The sequence below is a fragment of the Candidatus Margulisiibacteriota bacterium genome (genome assembly GCA_041650635.1).
In the GTDB taxonomy this organism is placed as follows: domain Bacteria; phylum Margulisbacteria; class WOR-1; order JAKLHX01; family JBAZKV01; genus JBAZKV01.
This window is the reverse complement of the sequence record JBAZKV010000020.1, coordinates 1-15,370: the sequence shown is the minus strand read 5'-3', so window position 1 is coordinate 15,370 and position 15,370 is coordinate 1. Positions and strand designations below refer to the sequence as shown.

At 51.6% G+C, this 15,370-nt stretch carries 14 protein-coding genes; 13 read left to right on the top strand and 1 reads right to left on the bottom strand.

The window, feature by feature from the left end; genetic code table 11:
• Positions 1-32 precede the first annotated feature (32 nt).
• Genes atpE through WC490_06265 form a run of 12 tightly spaced genes read left to right on the top strand, consistent with a single transcriptional unit; the run spans position 33 to position 10,266 of the window.
• Positions 33-281 (top strand): ATP synthase F0 subunit C, encoded by a 249-nt coding sequence (gene atpE, locus WC490_06320; protein MFA5098220.1) that lies wholly within the window; start codon positions 33-35, stop codon positions 279-281.
• Positions 282-315: 34 nt separating this feature from the next.
• Positions 316-807: a F0F1 ATP synthase subunit B gene (gene atpF / locus WC490_06315; GenBank protein ID MFA5098219.1), complete on the top strand. Its 492-nt coding sequence runs from the start codon at positions 316-318 to the stop codon at positions 805-807.
• 1 nt (position 808) lies between these two features.
• Positions 809-1,342, top strand: coding sequence for an ATP synthase F1 subunit delta (gene atpH / locus WC490_06310; GenBank protein MFA5098218.1), 534 nt, complete (start codon positions 809-811; stop codon positions 1,340-1,342).
• On the top strand, positions 1,336-2,856 hold the full coding sequence (gene atpA, locus WC490_06305; GenBank protein ID MFA5098217.1) for a F0F1 ATP synthase subunit alpha: 1,521 nt from the start codon (positions 1,336-1,338) through the stop codon (positions 2,854-2,856). Before atpH ends, atpA begins: the two co-directional genes overlap by 7 nt.
• Complete coding sequence (atpG, locus tag WC490_06300; protein MFA5098216.1) at positions 2,853-3,782, top strand: ATP synthase F1 subunit gamma; 930 nt, start codon at positions 2,853-2,855, stop codon at positions 3,780-3,782. Before atpA ends, atpG begins: the two co-directional genes overlap by 4 nt.
• Positions 3,782-5,176 carry a F0F1 ATP synthase subunit beta gene (atpD, locus tag WC490_06295; protein MFA5098215.1) on the top strand — a complete coding sequence of 465 codons (1,395 nt, stop codon included), beginning with the start codon at positions 3,782-3,784 and terminating at the stop codon, positions 5,174-5,176. The genes atpG and atpD overlap by 1 nt, the downstream gene beginning before the upstream one ends.
• Positions 5,151-5,390: a F0F1 ATP synthase subunit epsilon gene (locus WC490_06290; GenBank protein ID MFA5098214.1), complete on the top strand. Its 240-nt coding sequence runs from the start codon at positions 5,151-5,153 to the stop codon at positions 5,388-5,390. Before atpD ends, WC490_06290 begins: the two co-directional genes overlap by 26 nt.
• A 1-nt stretch (position 5,391) precedes the next feature.
• A complete protein-coding gene (murA, locus tag WC490_06285) occupies positions 5,392-6,648 on the top strand; it encodes a UDP-N-acetylglucosamine 1-carboxyvinyltransferase (protein ID MFA5098213.1) in 1,257 nt (418 codons plus the stop codon).
• Positions 6,629-6,994 (top strand): rRNA maturation RNase YbeY, encoded by a 366-nt coding sequence (ybeY, locus tag WC490_06280; GenBank protein ID MFA5098212.1) that lies wholly within the window; start codon positions 6,629-6,631, stop codon positions 6,992-6,994. The genes murA and ybeY overlap by 20 nt, the downstream gene beginning before the upstream one ends.
• Complete coding sequence (locus tag WC490_06275; GenBank protein ID MFA5098211.1) at positions 6,975-7,343, top strand: diacylglycerol kinase family protein; 369 nt, start codon at positions 6,975-6,977, stop codon at positions 7,341-7,343. Before ybeY ends, WC490_06275 begins: the two co-directional genes overlap by 20 nt.
• Before the next feature lie 3 nt (positions 7,344-7,346).
• Positions 7,347-8,642, top strand: coding sequence for a hemolysin family protein (locus WC490_06270; protein ID MFA5098210.1), 1,296 nt, complete (start codon positions 7,347-7,349; stop codon positions 8,640-8,642).
• Positions 8,629-10,266: a CTP synthase gene (locus tag WC490_06265; GenBank protein ID MFA5098209.1), complete on the top strand. Its 1,638-nt coding sequence runs from the start codon at positions 8,629-8,631 to the stop codon at positions 10,264-10,266. The genes WC490_06270 and WC490_06265 overlap by 14 nt, the downstream gene beginning before the upstream one ends.
• Before the next feature lie 14 nt (positions 10,267-10,280).
• Here the strand turns inward: WC490_06265 and WC490_06260 are convergent, their stop codons facing one another.
• Positions 10,281-13,667 carry an SBBP repeat-containing protein gene (locus WC490_06260; GenBank protein ID MFA5098208.1) on the bottom strand — a complete coding sequence of 1,129 codons (3,387 nt, stop codon included), beginning with the start codon at positions 13,665-13,667 and terminating at the stop codon, positions 10,281-10,283.
• Positions 13,668-13,876: 209 nt separating this feature from the next.
• Between WC490_06260 and WC490_06255 the strand changes: the two genes are divergently transcribed.
• The gene (locus tag WC490_06255; GenBank protein ID MFA5098207.1) at positions 13,877-15,355 is read left to right on the top strand and encodes an amidase; all 1,479 of its coding nucleotides are present in this window, start codon (positions 13,877-13,879) and stop codon (positions 15,353-15,355) included.
• Positions 15,356-15,370: the final 15 nt, after the last annotated feature.

Here is a 15,370-nt window from a genome sequence, read left to right as displayed (position 1 = left end):
AAACTGATAGAATACAGAAAGGAGGAAGCACCATGAACCAGCCAGTGATAGCGGCGGTCTCGATCTTTTCCGCGGCTTTTGCCCTTGCGATCGCGGCGATAGCCTCGGCCGTTGCCCAGGGCAACGCAACAGGAAAGGCTCTGGAATCCATTGCCAGGCAGCCGGAAGCAAGGGGCCCGATAACGCAGGCGCTCATTGTGGGGCTTGCATTTATTGAATCCCTTACCCTGTATGTGCTGCTGATAGCAATTGTGCTGATCTTTGTGAACCCGTTCAAATAGGAACAAGGAAAGTCCCTTACAGGAATGAACAAAAATGCTTGAAATAAACGGCACTATTCTTGCCGTGATCGTCAATTTTTTGCTGCTGGTCTGGATCCTTAAGGCTTTCCTTTTCAAGCCTCTGGAAAACATGGTGAGGCAGCGCAAAGAAAAGATCGCCTCGCAGATAAAAGAGGCGGAGGGCAGGCTTCTTGAAGCGGGAGACCTTAAGACCTCTTATGAGAACAGACTGAGCGCAGCCGAAGAAGAAGCGGGCCGTATCATCAAGAAGGCATCGGAATTTGCGGTCAAGATAAAGACCGATGCTTTTGAGGCCGCCAAACTTGATGCAGCCCAGCTGATAAAAAGGGCCGAGGCGCAGGCGCAGGAGGAAAAGGACCAGGCTATAAGACAGGCCAAAGGCCAGCTGGCCCAGCTGATAGTTCTTGCGAGCGAAAAACTGCTCAAGAGGTCTATTTCGGAAAAGGACCGGGACGATTCAATAAACGAAGCAATAGAGCGGATAGAAAAGGCCGAACTCAACTGACATGAGGAACGCTTCAAAAAAATACGCCAGGGCGCTGGCGATGTCGGCAAAAGGCGCAGAAGCCTTGCGGCAATTGTCCCTTGATTTTGAACAGTTCACGGATGCCATGAAGAGGTCAAAGGATTTTAGAGCGATGTTCTTTGCTCCGCAATTCAGCGCGGAGCAGAAAGTCTCGATCTACAGAAAGATGTTCTCTCCCTTGCTCAGCCCCGGCTTTGTAAAGTTTTTGGGGCTTATCCACAGGAACAAGAGAGAGCGCTGCCTGTTTGACGCGCGTACAGAGTTCGAGGCGCTTTGCCGCGCCGCAAAGAACGAGGAAAAAGCCGTTGTTACGACCGCATCTCCTTTAAAGCAGCTCCAGCTGTCCAGGCTTTCCGAGGTCCTTTCCAAAAAGACCGGCAAGAAGATCATTATCGAGAACATCGTCGATCCTTCTATTATCTCGGGAGCAAAGATAGGCATAAGGGACAGGATCATAGATGTAAGCACGGCCGCAAAGCTGACCGCGCTCAGAAGGGAGCTCTCAAGGTGCTAAAACCATCGGAGATCAGCGAAGCGCTGAGAAAAGAGATCGAAGGCTATGAAGGCCTCTCAGAGATCTCGGAGCAGGGCTTTGTGGCCTCTGCCGGGGACGGGGTAGCCTCTGTCTACGGCCTTGAGAACGTGATGTCTATGGAGCTCCTTGAATTTTCCTCAGGCCCCATAGGGATCGCCCTTTCGCTTTTGTCCGACAGCGTAGGAGTGATAATCTTAAGGGACGCAGAAAAGGTCAAAGAAGGCGACAGCGTAAAAAGGACCGGGAAAGTCGTCTCTGTCCCCGTTGGGGATGCCCTTTTAGGCAGGATAGTCAATCCTTTAGGCGAAGCTCTTGACGGAGGCCCCTGCATCATTTCGGACAAGGAGCGCCCAATAGAAATAGTTGCTCCGTCCGTTATAGACAGGGCGCCGGTGAACAGGCCGCTTCAGACCGGGCTTAAGGCGGTGGACTCGATGATCCCCATCGGACGGGGCCAGAGAGAGCTGATAATAGGGGACAGGGGGGTCGGCAAGACCGCGATTGCAATTGATGCTATACTTAACCAAAAAAAATCCGGCGTCAGATGTTTTTATGTCGCGATAGGGCAAAAGACCTCATTGGTGGCAAAGATATACGATATCTTGAAAAGCCGCGGCGCAATGGAATACACGACGATAGTATTTGCCTCTCCTACGGACTCTCCGTCGCTCCAGTACATAGCCCCGTATGCGGGCTGCGCGATGGCAGAAGAATACCTTTATAAGGGTGACAATGCCCTGGTCATTTATGATGATCTTTCAAAGCACGCGGTCGCCTACAGGCAGCTTTCACTTCTTTTGAGGAGGCCTCCGGGCAGAGAAGCGTACCCGGGAGATATCTTTTATCTTCATTCGAGACTGCTTGAGCGGGCTTCCAAGCTCAGCGAAGAAAAAGGCGGCGGCTCGCTTACGGCGCTTCCTATTGTGGAGACCCAGGCCGGAGATATCTCGTCCTATATACCGACTAATATCATTTCTATTACCGACGGCCAGATCTATCTGGAGAACGACCTGTTCAATTCCGGGATCCGTCCGGCGGTTAATGTAGGGCTGTCGGTATCCAGGGTGGGAGGCTCGGCGCAGATAAAGGCGATGAAGAAAGTGGCGGGAAGCCTGAGGCTTGACCTTGCCCAGTACAGGGAACTGGCCGCTTTTGCCCAGTTCACCTCGGACCTGGACAAAAGCTCCCAAAGGCAGCTTGATAGGGGACAGAGGCTTACGGAAATCCTCAAGCAGGACCAGTATGTCCCTATGGATGTATCTTGGCAGGTTATCTCCATTTATTGCGGGACCACGGGGCATCTTGACGACCTTAAGGCCGAACAGATCGTTGATTTTGAGAAAGGGCTCCTGGAATTTGTAAGGAGCAATTACTGCGAGGTCGCAGACGACATAGAAAAAAAAGAGGTCCTTGAAGAATGGGCGGAAAAGAGGCTTGAAGAAGCAGTGGAAAACTATAAAAAGCTCTTTTTATCGGGAAAAGGAACTAAATGAGCGGCCGCCTGGACTATAAACGCAAGATAAAGGCCGTGGCCAACATAGCCAAGGTCACCAAAGCCATGGAAACAATGGCTTCCATCAAGTATCAAAAATCGAGCCGTCTTGCCGTCTCGGCGGCTTCTTATTCGGAAGAACTTCACTCTTTTGTTTCGCAGCTGGTAGAGTCCCTTTCAAGGCAAACGCGCTCCAGCCTTAAGCTCTGCGAGGTCAGGAAAACAGGGCTGGTCCTTTTTGTTGTTTTTACCTCGGACAAGGGCATGTGCGGAGCCCTTAACACGGCGCTGCTGCACAAAGTTGAGGAGGCGGCACAGGAAGAAAAAGCAAAGGGGAGAAGGGTAAGGTTCATCACGGTAGGGAAAAAGGGGTCCGAGTTTTTGAAAAGAAGAGGCTTTGATGTCATTTCCGGGCACAACACAGCTCCTTTTTCTAACCGGGACGAGACCGCAAGGGACCTGGTAAGAGAGGCAGCCGCGCTTTATAAAAAGTCTGCGGTGGAAGAGGTCTATCTCTTCTACAATCATTTTGTGTCCGCTTCAAAGGCTCAGATCTCCGCCCTTAGGCTGCTGCCTCTGATCTTTGAAGAGGAAAAGCACCTTGACCACATTCCGGTAAAAGAAATGCCGCTCTTCTCGGAAGTTTATCCCAATACGCAGTTCCATCTGCCCCCGTTCGTTTTTGAGCCGGACAGCCGCATTTTTTTGGAAGAGATGCTGATCAGATATCTTGAAACAATGGTGGTCCAGGTGATCCTTGATTCGGATGCCAGCGAGAACGCGGCCAGGATGATAGCCATGCAGCAGGCCACGGAGAACGCCAAAGACATGATAGAGGCCCTTACTCTGGCGGGCAACAAGGCAAGACAGTCACAGATAACAGGCGATCTGATAGAAATAACAGGAAGCGCGGAGGCACTTAAATAATGGGTAAAGGCAGGATAGTGCAGATAGTGGGCCCGGTGGTGGATGCAAGTTTTGACGCCGCAGAACTTCCCAGGATAAATGATGCGGTCTCTGTGCCGTTTAACGGCGGCGAAATAGTGATGGAAGTTCAGCAATACCTTGGCGACGGGCAGGTTAGGTGCATAGCTATGGGGTCAACGGACGGGCTTTCAAGAGGGCTGGAAGTTGTGGATATGAAGGAGCCCATAAGCGTTCCGGTCGGGAAGAACGCTCTTGGAAGAGTGTTCAACCTTCTGGGACAACCGATAGACAACAAAGGCGAGGTTAAGAGCGAAAAGCGGTATCCCATACACAGGCCCAGCCCTTCTGTTACAAAAGTGGAGACGGAGGAAAAAGTTTTTGAGACCGGGATCAAGGTGATAGACCTTCTGGTCCCTTATCCCAAAGGCGGCAAGGTGGGGCTCTTTGGAGGGGCGGGGGTGGGCAAGACCGTCGTTGTGATGGAACTGATCAGGAATATCGCTACAGAGCACGGAGGAGTGTCCATCTTTACCGGAGTGGGTGAAAGGAGCAGGGAAGGCAACGACCTCATCCTTTCGATGCGCCAGTCCGGAGTTATCGATAAGACCGTCCTGGTATTCGGCCAGATGAACGAATCTCCCGGGGCAAGGTTCCGCATCGCAATGTCGGGACTGGCTTTTGCCGAATACTTCAGGGATGAGGGCAAGCAGGATGTTCTGCTTTTTATCGATAATATTTTCAGATTTGTTCAGGCGGGATCGGAGGTCTCGACCCTGCTTGGAAGAATGCCTTCCGCTGTGGGGTACCAGCCGACCCTGTCAACAGAAATGGGGCAGATACAGGAGCGCATAGCCTCTACAAAGGACGGCTCCATCACTTCGGTCCAGGCAATATATGTTCCGGCGGACGACCTTACGGACCCGGCGCCCGCGACCACCTTTTCTCATCTTGACTCAACGATCGTGCTTTCAAGGTCCCTTATGGAACTGGGCATATATCCCGCGGTCGATCCTCTTCAATCTTCTTCAAGGATAATGGACCCCAGGATAATCGGGCAGGACCATTTTGATACGGCAAAAGAAGTAGTGAAGATACTTCAAAGGTACAAAGAACTTCAGGATATCATTGCCATACTGGGGATAGAAGAGCTTTCCGCTTCGGACAAGCTGATAGTGGCAAGGGCAAGAAGGATCCAAAAATTCCTTTCCCAGCCCTTTTTTGTCGCGGAAGAATTCACGGGAAGAAAAGGCAAGTATGTGCCCCTTTCCGAAACGATCAGGGCCTTCAAAGAAATAATCGAGGGAAAGCACGACGCTGTTCCCGAGAACAGTTTTTACATGAAGGGAACGATAGACGAGGTCATAAAGGATGCCGATAAAACTAAGGATAATTGAGCCGGAAAAGATAATTGCCGAAGCGCAGGCTGAACAGGTCTCGCTTATGACACAGGGAGGCTCTCTTGGAGTGCTTCCGGGACATATTCCGATGGCTGTCCACCTTAAAGAGGGAGAGGTCTCTTTTGACAGCGGCAAAATAACGCAAAAGGTCGCCATAAAGGGAGGCTTTGCCAGAGTGCTTCCCGACAGCGTGACGGTCTTTACCTATTAATATGAGAAAGATACTTGTCAGAGGCGGCACCCCGCTTAACGGCTCTGTAGAGATAAGCGGTTCAAAGAATTCCGCGCTCCCGATCCTTGCTTCCACCATTCTGCTTGGCGGAGAGACCGTGATCTCAAATATCCCTCTTCTGCACGATGTGATAACCATGATAAGGGTGCTGCGCGCTCTGGGAATGAGAGTGGAGTACAGCGAGCCGGGCAGGGTCCATGTCTGGGTGGGCGGCAAGATCAGGCATGTGGCGCCTTACGAACTGGTCACAAAAATGAGGGCTTCTTTTTTTGTGATAGGTCCCATCCTTGCAAAGGAAGGTCTTGCAAAAGTACCGCTGCCGGGAGGCTGCGCGATCGGCTCCCGGCCCGTAAATTTCTATATCAAAGGCCTTGAGGCGATGGGGGCGGTCATAAGAATGGAGCACGGTTTTGTTATCGCGGAGGCAAAAAAACTAAAAGGCAGCAACATCTACCTGGATTTTCCATCGGTAGGCGCAACCGAAAGCCTTATGATGGCCTCTACCCTGGCCGAAGGTACAACAGTAATAGAGAACGCGGCTCAGGAACCCGAAATTAAGGACCTGGCCCGTTTTCTTAACAAATGCGGAGCCGATATCAAGGGCGCCGGAGAGGAAAAAATAACGATAAGCGGAGTTGCACAGCTCAAGGCGCAGGATTACAGGATAATACCGGACAGGATAGAAGCAGGGACCTTTATGGTGGCGGCAGCGGTTACAAAAGGCTCTGTTACCGTAAAAGATATTATTCCCGAGGATGTTGCTGTGATAGCGGCAAAACTGGCGGAGGCAGGGGCCGAGGTCGAAACAAAAGAGACCTCTGTCAGGGTCAGCGCAAAAAATGCGCCAAAGGCCGTAAACATAAAAACCCTGCCTTATCCGGGATTTCCTACGGACATGCAGCCGCAGTTCTCGGCCCTACTCTCAGTTGCGGACGGCGCCTCCGTTATAACGGAGACCATCTTTGAGAACAGGTTCATGCATGTCAACGAACTCAACAGGATGGGCGCGGATATCCAGACCGAAGGGCACAGCATGATAATAAAAGGGGTGCCAAAACTGTCGGGTGCTCCGGTAAGGGCGTCAGACCTTAGGGCAGGAGCTGCGCTTGTGCTGGCCGGGCTGTCTGCCGAGGGCCAGACGCTTATTGACGACACGGACAGGCATATAGTAAGAGGGTATGAAAAATTCCTGCAAAAACTTACCGGGCTTGGCGCGGATGTTAAAGAAGTTAAATAGGCTTGCCGCTTTGGTGGCAAGGGCCGAAAAAATAAAGGGCAGGATAAGCGTTGTTTTTGTAAAGGACCCCGAGATCAGAAGGCTCAACAAAAAGTTCAGAGGGCTCAACAGGGCAACGGATGTCCTCTCTTTTGAAATGGGAGAGGAAGGGATCCTCGGAGAGGTTGTCATTTCCACTGATTCGGCCAAAAGGAATGCCCGCAGATTTGGGGCATCCCTTGAGGATGAGCTCAAAAGGCTTGCCATCCACGGAGCCCTCCACCTGGCGGGATATGACCATCTGTCAAAATCTGATAGAATGGTAATGAGGGAAAAAGAAGACCGCTATGCCAAGAAAATTCGCTGAAAGCCTGGGCTATGCCGGCAGGGGACTGGTCTATGCCTTCCGCACGCAGAGAAACCTAAAGATACATCTTGCAACAGGGGCGTTTGCCGTTATCCTCGGGGTGCTGCTCCAGATAAGTTTTGTCGAGATGATGATCCTAGTCCTGGTGATCTCTTCGGTGGTGGTGCTCGAGCTGCTTAACACCGCTATGGAAGAGATCGTAAATCTGATGATGCTCACCAGAAAGATCAGGGCCATGGTCGCAAAAGATGTTGCCGCAGGAGCGGTGCTTGTTGCGGCGATAGCCTCCGTTGTGATAGGCTGTTATATCTTTTTGCCAAGGCTGATCGTCCTGGTGTTCAGGAGTTAAAGAGTGCTTAACGAGATCTTGATCCTGGCCTTGTTAGTGGCCTGCTCGGCCTTCTTTTCCATGTCCGAGACGGCGCTGACCTCGGTCAGCAGGATAAAGATAAAGAAGTTCCTGGGCCAGGGATTTTTTGGGGCAAAAGCCCTCTACGACCTCAGAGAGAACCCTAATAAAATGCTCTCCACCATACTGGTAGGGAACAATCTGGTCAACATGGGGGCGGCCTCGATCGCCACCTATATCTTCATGAACCTGTTCGAGCGCAGAGGACTTATGAGCGAAAGTGTTGCGGTGACAACGGCCGCGCTAACCATGACCTTTCTGATCCTGATATTCGGAGAGATCACTCCCAAGACCATAGCTATCCGCCTGAGCGACCGCATCGCGCTTTTTGTGGGGCCCGTCATCTCATTCTTGTCCCTTATTTTTTATCCTGTGATCTATGTGCTGGACATCCTCTGCAGGCCCCTGATAAAGCTTTTTGGAGGAGATGCAGCAAGCAAGGTCCCGTTCGTGACAGAAGAGGAGCTTAAGATGCTGCTTTCCGTAGGGCACGAAGAAGGTGTCCTTGAGCAGGAAGAAAAAGAAATGATACACAGCATCTTTGAGTTCGGGGACACTACCGCTAAAGCTGTGATGACCCCGAGGCCGGATATGGTCTGTCTTGAAGTATCAACCCCCCTAAAAGAAGCTGCCGCAAGGATAATCGAAGCAGGGCACTCCAGGATACCTGTGTATGAGGGGACGGTGGATAATATCACGGGGGTGCTTTTTGCCAAAGACCTGATCGGCATCTTTGCCATGGGTAAACAGACAGAGCTCAAAGAACTGCTGCGGCCTCCGCTGTTCGTTCCGGAATCAAAAAAACTTGACGATCTGCTGCGCCAGATGCAGTCTTCGCACATGCATATTGCTATAATAGTGGATGAGTACGGCGGCACGGCAGGCATTGTGAGCCTTGAGGACCTTATAGAAGAGATAGTGGGCGAGATAAAGGACGAATTCGATATCGAGGAAAAAACGGTCGACATCCTAAGCGACGGCTCGGCGCTTGTGGATGCCAGGCTTTCCGTGGTTGAGGTCAACGAAAAGGTCGGGACCGCGCTTCCCGAAGGCGATTACGATACCGTTGGAGGTTTTGTGGTGTCTCTCCTCGGCAAACTGCCGACAGTGGGGGACATTGCAAGATTCGAGGACCTGAGGATCTATGTTGAAAGGGTCTTTAAAAAGAGGATAACCAGGATAAAGATAGTCAGGCTAAGAGCTTCGGAGGTGGAAGGAGACGGAATTGTCGGAGGATAAGAAACCCAAATATATTTTTATAACCGGCGGAGTTGTTTCGTCCCTGGGCAAGGGGATAGTGGCCTCTTCTATTGGCAGGCTGCTTAAGTCAAGGGGACTGCGGGTCACCGTTCAAAAGCTGGATCCATACATCAATGTCGATCCGGGTACTATGAACCCCTATCAGCACGGAGAGGTCTTTGTTACCGAGGACGGGGCCGAAACAGACCTTGACCTGGGTCATTATGAAAGGTTCATAGACACCTACCTTGGAAAGGTCAACAACATCACCACCGGGATGGTCTACTGGACAGTTCTGCAGAAGGAGAGAAGAGGCGACTTTTTGGGGGGTACGGTCCAGGTGGTTCCGCACATAACCAACGAAATAAAGGACAGGATCAGAAGGGTCACTAAAGAGGAAGAGTTTGATGTTGTTATCTGCGAGATAGGGGGCACGGTAGGGGACATTGAGAGCCTGCCCTTTCTTGAAGCCGCCAGGCAGTTCTCAAAAGAAGTCGGGCACGCCAATGTAGTCCATATCCATGTTACCCTGGTCCCGTTCCTTGAAACCACCGCGGAGTTCAAGACCAAACCGACCCAGCACAGCGTAAAAGAACTCAGGGGCATCGGGATACATCCGGAGATCATAGTATGCCGCTCTACTGAGCCGATAACGCAGGAACTTAAAGAAAAGATAGCCCTCTTCTGCGATACGGACAAAGATGCCGTGATCGGCCTTCCGGACGCCTCTTCCATATACGAGGTCCCGCTCTCTCTCCAAAAGGAAAAAGTGGACAACACCCTCATTAAGTATCTGGGCCTTGAATGCGGCGACGGGGACCTGTCCGAATGGAAAAAGATGGTGGAGGTCATAAAGAACCCCGCAAGGTCCGTAAAGATAGCGCTTGTAGGCAAATATGTCGAACTTAACGATGCTTATCTGAGCGTTGTGGAGGCTCTAAAGCACGGCGGGATCGCCTCGGATGTCAAGGTCGAGCTTATGTGGGTTAATTCGGAAGAGATAGAAAAAGAAGACGATGTTTCAAGGCATTTTGTCGGCGCCTGCGCGATAATCGTGCCCGGAGGGTTTGGCTCAAGGGGAATAGAGGGAAAGATCAAGGCCATCAAATATGCCAGGGAAAACAAGGTCCCGTTCCTGGGACTCTGCCTCGGTATGCAGTGCGCGGTCATAGAATTTGCCCGCAGCGTTTGCAGCATGGCGGATGCCAACAGCTCGGAATTCAACCCGCATACCAAATTTCCTGTGATCGATTACATACCCGACCAGAAAAATATAAAAGACATGGGCGGGACCATGAGGCTGGGGGCTTATCCGTGCAAGGTGGAGCAGGGGACCAGGCTTTTTGAGTGCTATCAGGAAGAATGGATCTACGAACGGCACCGCCACAGGTATGAGGTTAACAACGACCTTCGTTCTGTGCTTGAGGAAAAAGGATTAAAATGCAGCGGCATCTATACGGATGCGAATCTCGTTGAAGTGGTAGAAATAGCAGATCATCCTTTCTTCATAGCTGTCCAGTACCATCCGGAATTCAAGTCCAGGCCAAACAGACCCCATCCTCTGTTCAGGGATTTTGTCAAAGCGGCCGTTGCCAGATCAGGCGAGCAGGAAAAGCTGTTCTAAAGCCCCTTTGCGGATCATTTTTTTCTTTTTAGCGCTCTGTAGAACCTGTGTGCCCCGCCGGAAGCCGTAAGCCCCAGAACAGCAGTGATAACGGCGGCAAGAGGCCACAACGGAGCACCGGTTTTTGATGCGCTGCCGCATATGATGGCGACTTTGCTTTTTCCTATCACTTTCATGCCTGCCTTGTCCACTATCCTTACCGCATACACGCCGTTGCCCAGTTCGTTTCCAAAATCATCCTTACCGTCCCAGGCAACATCGTTAAAACCCGCCTTGCCTCCGTTGGATCCGGAAAGGAATTCTTTCTTAAGCACCAGCCTGCCGTTTATCCCGAAGATATAAAGCGCTATGGCTGAATCCTTTTCCAGGTTGTAGGTGATCCTTGCATTGCCGGAAGAAGGATCGTAGGGATTGGGGTGCGCCAGCACAGCGCCTATGATGCCTTGGCTGCCGGTTTCGGAAGCCACTCTCAGGTCGACAAGGCTTGCCTCGAACAATGAGCCTCCAGACCCTCCGGCAGTTATGCTCAGCGTGTGGGTCCCTGCGGCAAGAGGAGTTCTGACGGAATAAGAAATGGTAGCCCTGTCCGGAGCCTGTTCGAAAGAATCATAATAGGAATAAGTCCCATCACTGACAAGCGAGCCGTCCAGATAGATCCTTACCGATGAAGCGTCCAGTGCTTCTGTTGTTGAGGCTATCCCGGAAAATGCCAGCCTGCTGGAGACGGTGTCGCCGTCCCTAAGCTGTACCCCGGCGCTGTAGACCGATATCGGCGTTTTAGCTGCTGTGGCCAGAGTTTTTGAGAACGGGACCGGGTTCTCTATGGCGTCCCCGTTCCTTGATCTTACCCTGAAGCTGTATTCGGTGCCCGGTAAAAGGTCCGAAAAGGTCCAGCTGTCTGCCTTTATCCAGCCGCTGTTCGTGCCGTCCGTCAGGTTTTCTATCAGTATTCCGGAACTGCCCAGGGACAGATTACTGAAAGTTCCCTCGGCTTTCACTGTTATGCTTGTTGAAGAGGTATTAATTGAACCAAGGCCGGAAGGGGCCTCTATCCAGGTATACTTTGACGAGGCCTCGGAGGTAAAAGCCCCGTCCCCGTTGTACGCGGTGCACCTTGAAGTGTAGAGCGTATTGGGAAGCAGAGCGGCTTCGACAGTTGTTGAGGCGGCTGCCGGGACCCTTAACCTTATGGCCCCGCTGCCGTCCACTATGTAAAAACCGCTTTCATTTGTGGAGTTCACTGCCCAGGAATGTGAAAGGGAAGTTGTTGAAGCCGCGGCGCTCAAAAAGGAACTCGGCGCGGGAGGCCCCAGTTCGAACCTGACATAAACAGCATCAGTGCCCCCCGAATTGACAGCGCTGTAAACTCCCGCGGTAACCGGCATGTCGTTAGAGGCGCTGTAGCCAAAAATATAGAGCGTGTTGCTCTGTGTAAGAAAGAGATCTTTGAGAGTGTCATCTGATGACCCCCCGAAAAATGTAGAATAGACAAGGTCTGAAGAGCCGTTGCCCGAAGGGGACAGCCTGATCAGAAGGCCGTCGTAACCTCCCTTGAGTTCCTTTTGGTACGCGTCATCAGTAACCGGAAAATCCGCGGAAGTGGTATAACCAGCTAAAAAAATATCTCCGGACCGGGCTGCCGCCATTTTTAGGCTGTTATCGACACCTGATCCTCCTACATAGGTCGAATAGAGCAGGGCCCCTTCGGGGCTGAATTTTGAAAGGGACCCGTTTAGAAGAGCGGAAGGCCTCGAGGTTTGAAAGGCCCCCCCGCTAACGGGAAAATCGGTCGAGAGAGTTGTGCAGCTTGCGTAAACATTTGATGAAGCATCGACATTGGCCTGCCAGCCCCTGTCGGTGTCGCTGCCGCCGAGAAAGGTGGAAAAGACAAGATCGCTCCCGTCGCTGTTCAATTTTGTCACAAAGGCATCCCTGTCGCCGCCGCCAAATGTCGGCTGGAAACAACCCGAGGTGACGGGGTACTCCGAAGATGTGGTGTCCCCGACAAGGCAGACATTGCCGCTGCTATCCACCTGCATCTGTCTGGTAGTCCCGCTCCCTATAAAGGTGCTGTAGATAAGGTCATTTGCTCCAAGACCCGAGGGGGAAAGTTTTGCGGCAAAATTTGAGGTGCCGCCCGGGAAAACGGTTTTATACGCATTTGGTGTAGTGGGCATGTCAGAGGAGCAATAACCCGAAAGATAGATGTTGTAAGAATCGTCCACACAGGAGGCGTAAGCCACGTCATTGTCAGAGCCTCCAAAATAGGAGCAGTAGAGTACCGCGCTTCCCGTACTGTTCAGTTTGAGAACAAAACAGTCCAGGGCTCCCGAGCGTGTGTTGTCGTAACAGCCGGGGGTGGCAGGGAGATTTGAGGAGTTGGTGTATCCTCCGACATAGATGTTCCCTGAATCATCGCACTTAAGAGCGTTAACAAAATCCTGCCCGTTGCCCCCGAAATAGGTCGAGAACTCAAGTCCGGAAGCGTCCGGGGACAGTTTGCTGATGACCAGATTTTGAGTCCCGGCCCGGGTGGTTTGGTATGCCCCAGGAGTGGACGGAAAATTGTCCGAGTAAGTTTCGCATCCTATGTAAATATAGCCGGAACTGTCAACAAAGATCTCTTCCCCCTCATCATTGCCCGTTCCTCCGATATAACCGGAAAAAACAAGCGTGGGATCTATTATAAGAGGATGAAGTTTGTTATAATTGCCGGTCTTGAAGCCGTAAGTGTCATGCGCAAGGAGGACATAATGCGCTTCTACTGTTGCGATCTTGCCGCCTATTATTTGGTAAGCATAGGGCTTTGATTCTACCAGCTTTACAGCCCCGGCCTTTACTATGAGGTCGCCGCTCTTGTTTATTGAAAGGAAGTCAGCGCCTGCGTACCTTAATCGAATGTCTGCAGCCTTGCCTTTTCTGCCTATTACGAACTCAGATTTGACGGAGCCGTTCTTTGACCCGTATTCAAGGTCGATGCCGTTATAAAGGTTCTTCAGTATTATCCCGAAGTAAGAGGGGACATTTGTTTTGTGTCCCTCCTTTTTATTGCCGGTGAGATAATTAAAGACAGCTTTTGTCCTGTCCCTGCCCGAGATCTTTGTGCCGCTGCCTGCTCCCAGGTATTCCAGCCGCAGAACACTTTTTTCCCTGTTCCCGGGGCCTTTAATGCTTATAACAGAGCGGTCTTTCCCAAAGTAGATATCGGCTGTTTTTGTTTGAGCGTGGTATTTGATATCTGCAGGGCCTGCCTGGCCCCTGTTCTCCACAAAATAGAGGGGCAGGTTGTTGTGAAAGGGTTTGGATGTGCCGCTCTTTTTGTCTTCAGGCGCTGTCAACAATATGGCTGCGGCGGCAAATAAAACCGCCCCCAAAAAGCCCCAGACAAGTTTCTTTTTCACGAAACCATTATCACGCAGGAATGGCGCAAGTGTCAAGACTGAAAAAGCAAACTTTGCTTTCAAAAAGTTCACATGCCTATTTGAATTGGGTGCCGGCCCGTTTCGGTTTCAAGATCACAACGGCCAGAGCTCGAAACCTTTTAAGGTTGGCAGTCCGCAGCGTCGATTTCAAATGAAATCCTTCCCTGAAGTTGACGAAAAATAGTTAGATGACAAAAATAGTATTTTCCAATATATCACAACTGTCAGGGATGATAAGAAGAGGGGCTGTGACCAGCCGCCTGGCCGCGCATGATCATCTTGAACAGATACTGCGCAATCCGCAGTTGAACGCTCTGGCCGCCCTTAATGGAGACGGCGTGATGGAAAGCGCCGGTCTTCTTGATGCAGAGCTGAAAAACGGCCGTTGGCGGGGGCCTCTGCACGGCGTGCCTTTAACGGTAAAGGATTTTTATAATACCGCCGGTATCCCAACAAAATGCGGAAGCCGCAGATTGGCGGATAATGTTCCCGCAAAAAATGCTTATGCCGTGCAGCGGTTAATTGATGCAGGAGCGGTGATACTGGGGAAAACCGCCCTCTGTCCTTTTGGCCGGACATATGATTCATATGATGAGAATACCGGGCACCCCAATAATCCCTGGGACATCAAATGTACTACAGGAGGCTCTTCGGGAGGATCTGCCGCTGCCGTGGCGGCAGGACTGTCCATGGGGGACCTGGCCGCGGATTGCGGAGGCTCGGGCCGGCTGCCCCCTCATTTTACGGGCGTTTGCGGGATAAAGCCCACCGGAGGGCTCATACCTTTGGCCGGGATACGGGATTCTATTAGGCCTGTAGCTAGGCCTCAAGAATGGAATTTTTTCGGCAAGTGGGCCGCGGTAAGCCCTATTGCAAGGACGGTGGATGACCTGCGGCTTTTGTTAAGTGCGCTTGTTGACGCAACCGAAGAAGAAACCAGCGGCATAAAGCTGAAAGAAATGAAACTGGCGTATTCTGGCTCCCTGGGAGATGTTCCGGTAAGCCGGGACACCCGCGTTCAGTTTGAAAGGCTTATCGGCAGCCTGGAAAGCGCCGGAGCGGTTGTGGAAGAATTGCCGCAGTCTAGGCTTTGTATAGAAGAAGCGCAGGAAGCTGCCTGCAGCCTTCTTGCTGGATATATGTCTTATTCTGCAGACCCCTTCACAAGATATGTTAGACAAAGCCTGCTTCCGCTTTTGCCTGTTCCGGGGGGAGCGGGAAGGGGGATAATGCAGGGATTATTCAAGGGAACTTCGATTTCTGCTGAAAAAAAAGGATTTGAAAGCCTGATGGAAACGAGGGGAAACTTTACTGCCTCCTTGGATTCTCTTCTTGTTGAATATGATGCCTGGTTGACCCCGGTATTTCCCGTTGAGGCTTTTGCTCATATGCCGAGGATGATGCACGGGGCCTGGGATGACCCTTTTAGTCCAAAGATAGACATTGACGGCACAAAGGTCAGCTGGCTGGTCGCAGCGCTGGCTTACAACATCCTTTTCAATTTTAGCGGGCATCCCGCGGTTTCTCTGCCGGCAATGTCTTCTTCCGGCGGGCTTCCGATGGGTGTTCAGGTAATAGGGGCCAGAGGAGAGGACCTTGCTCTGCTGAAAGTGTGCGAAGAGATAGAGAATGTTTACGGCGGGTTTAGAAGGCCGCCGGGATATTGATTTCCATTTGGCCGC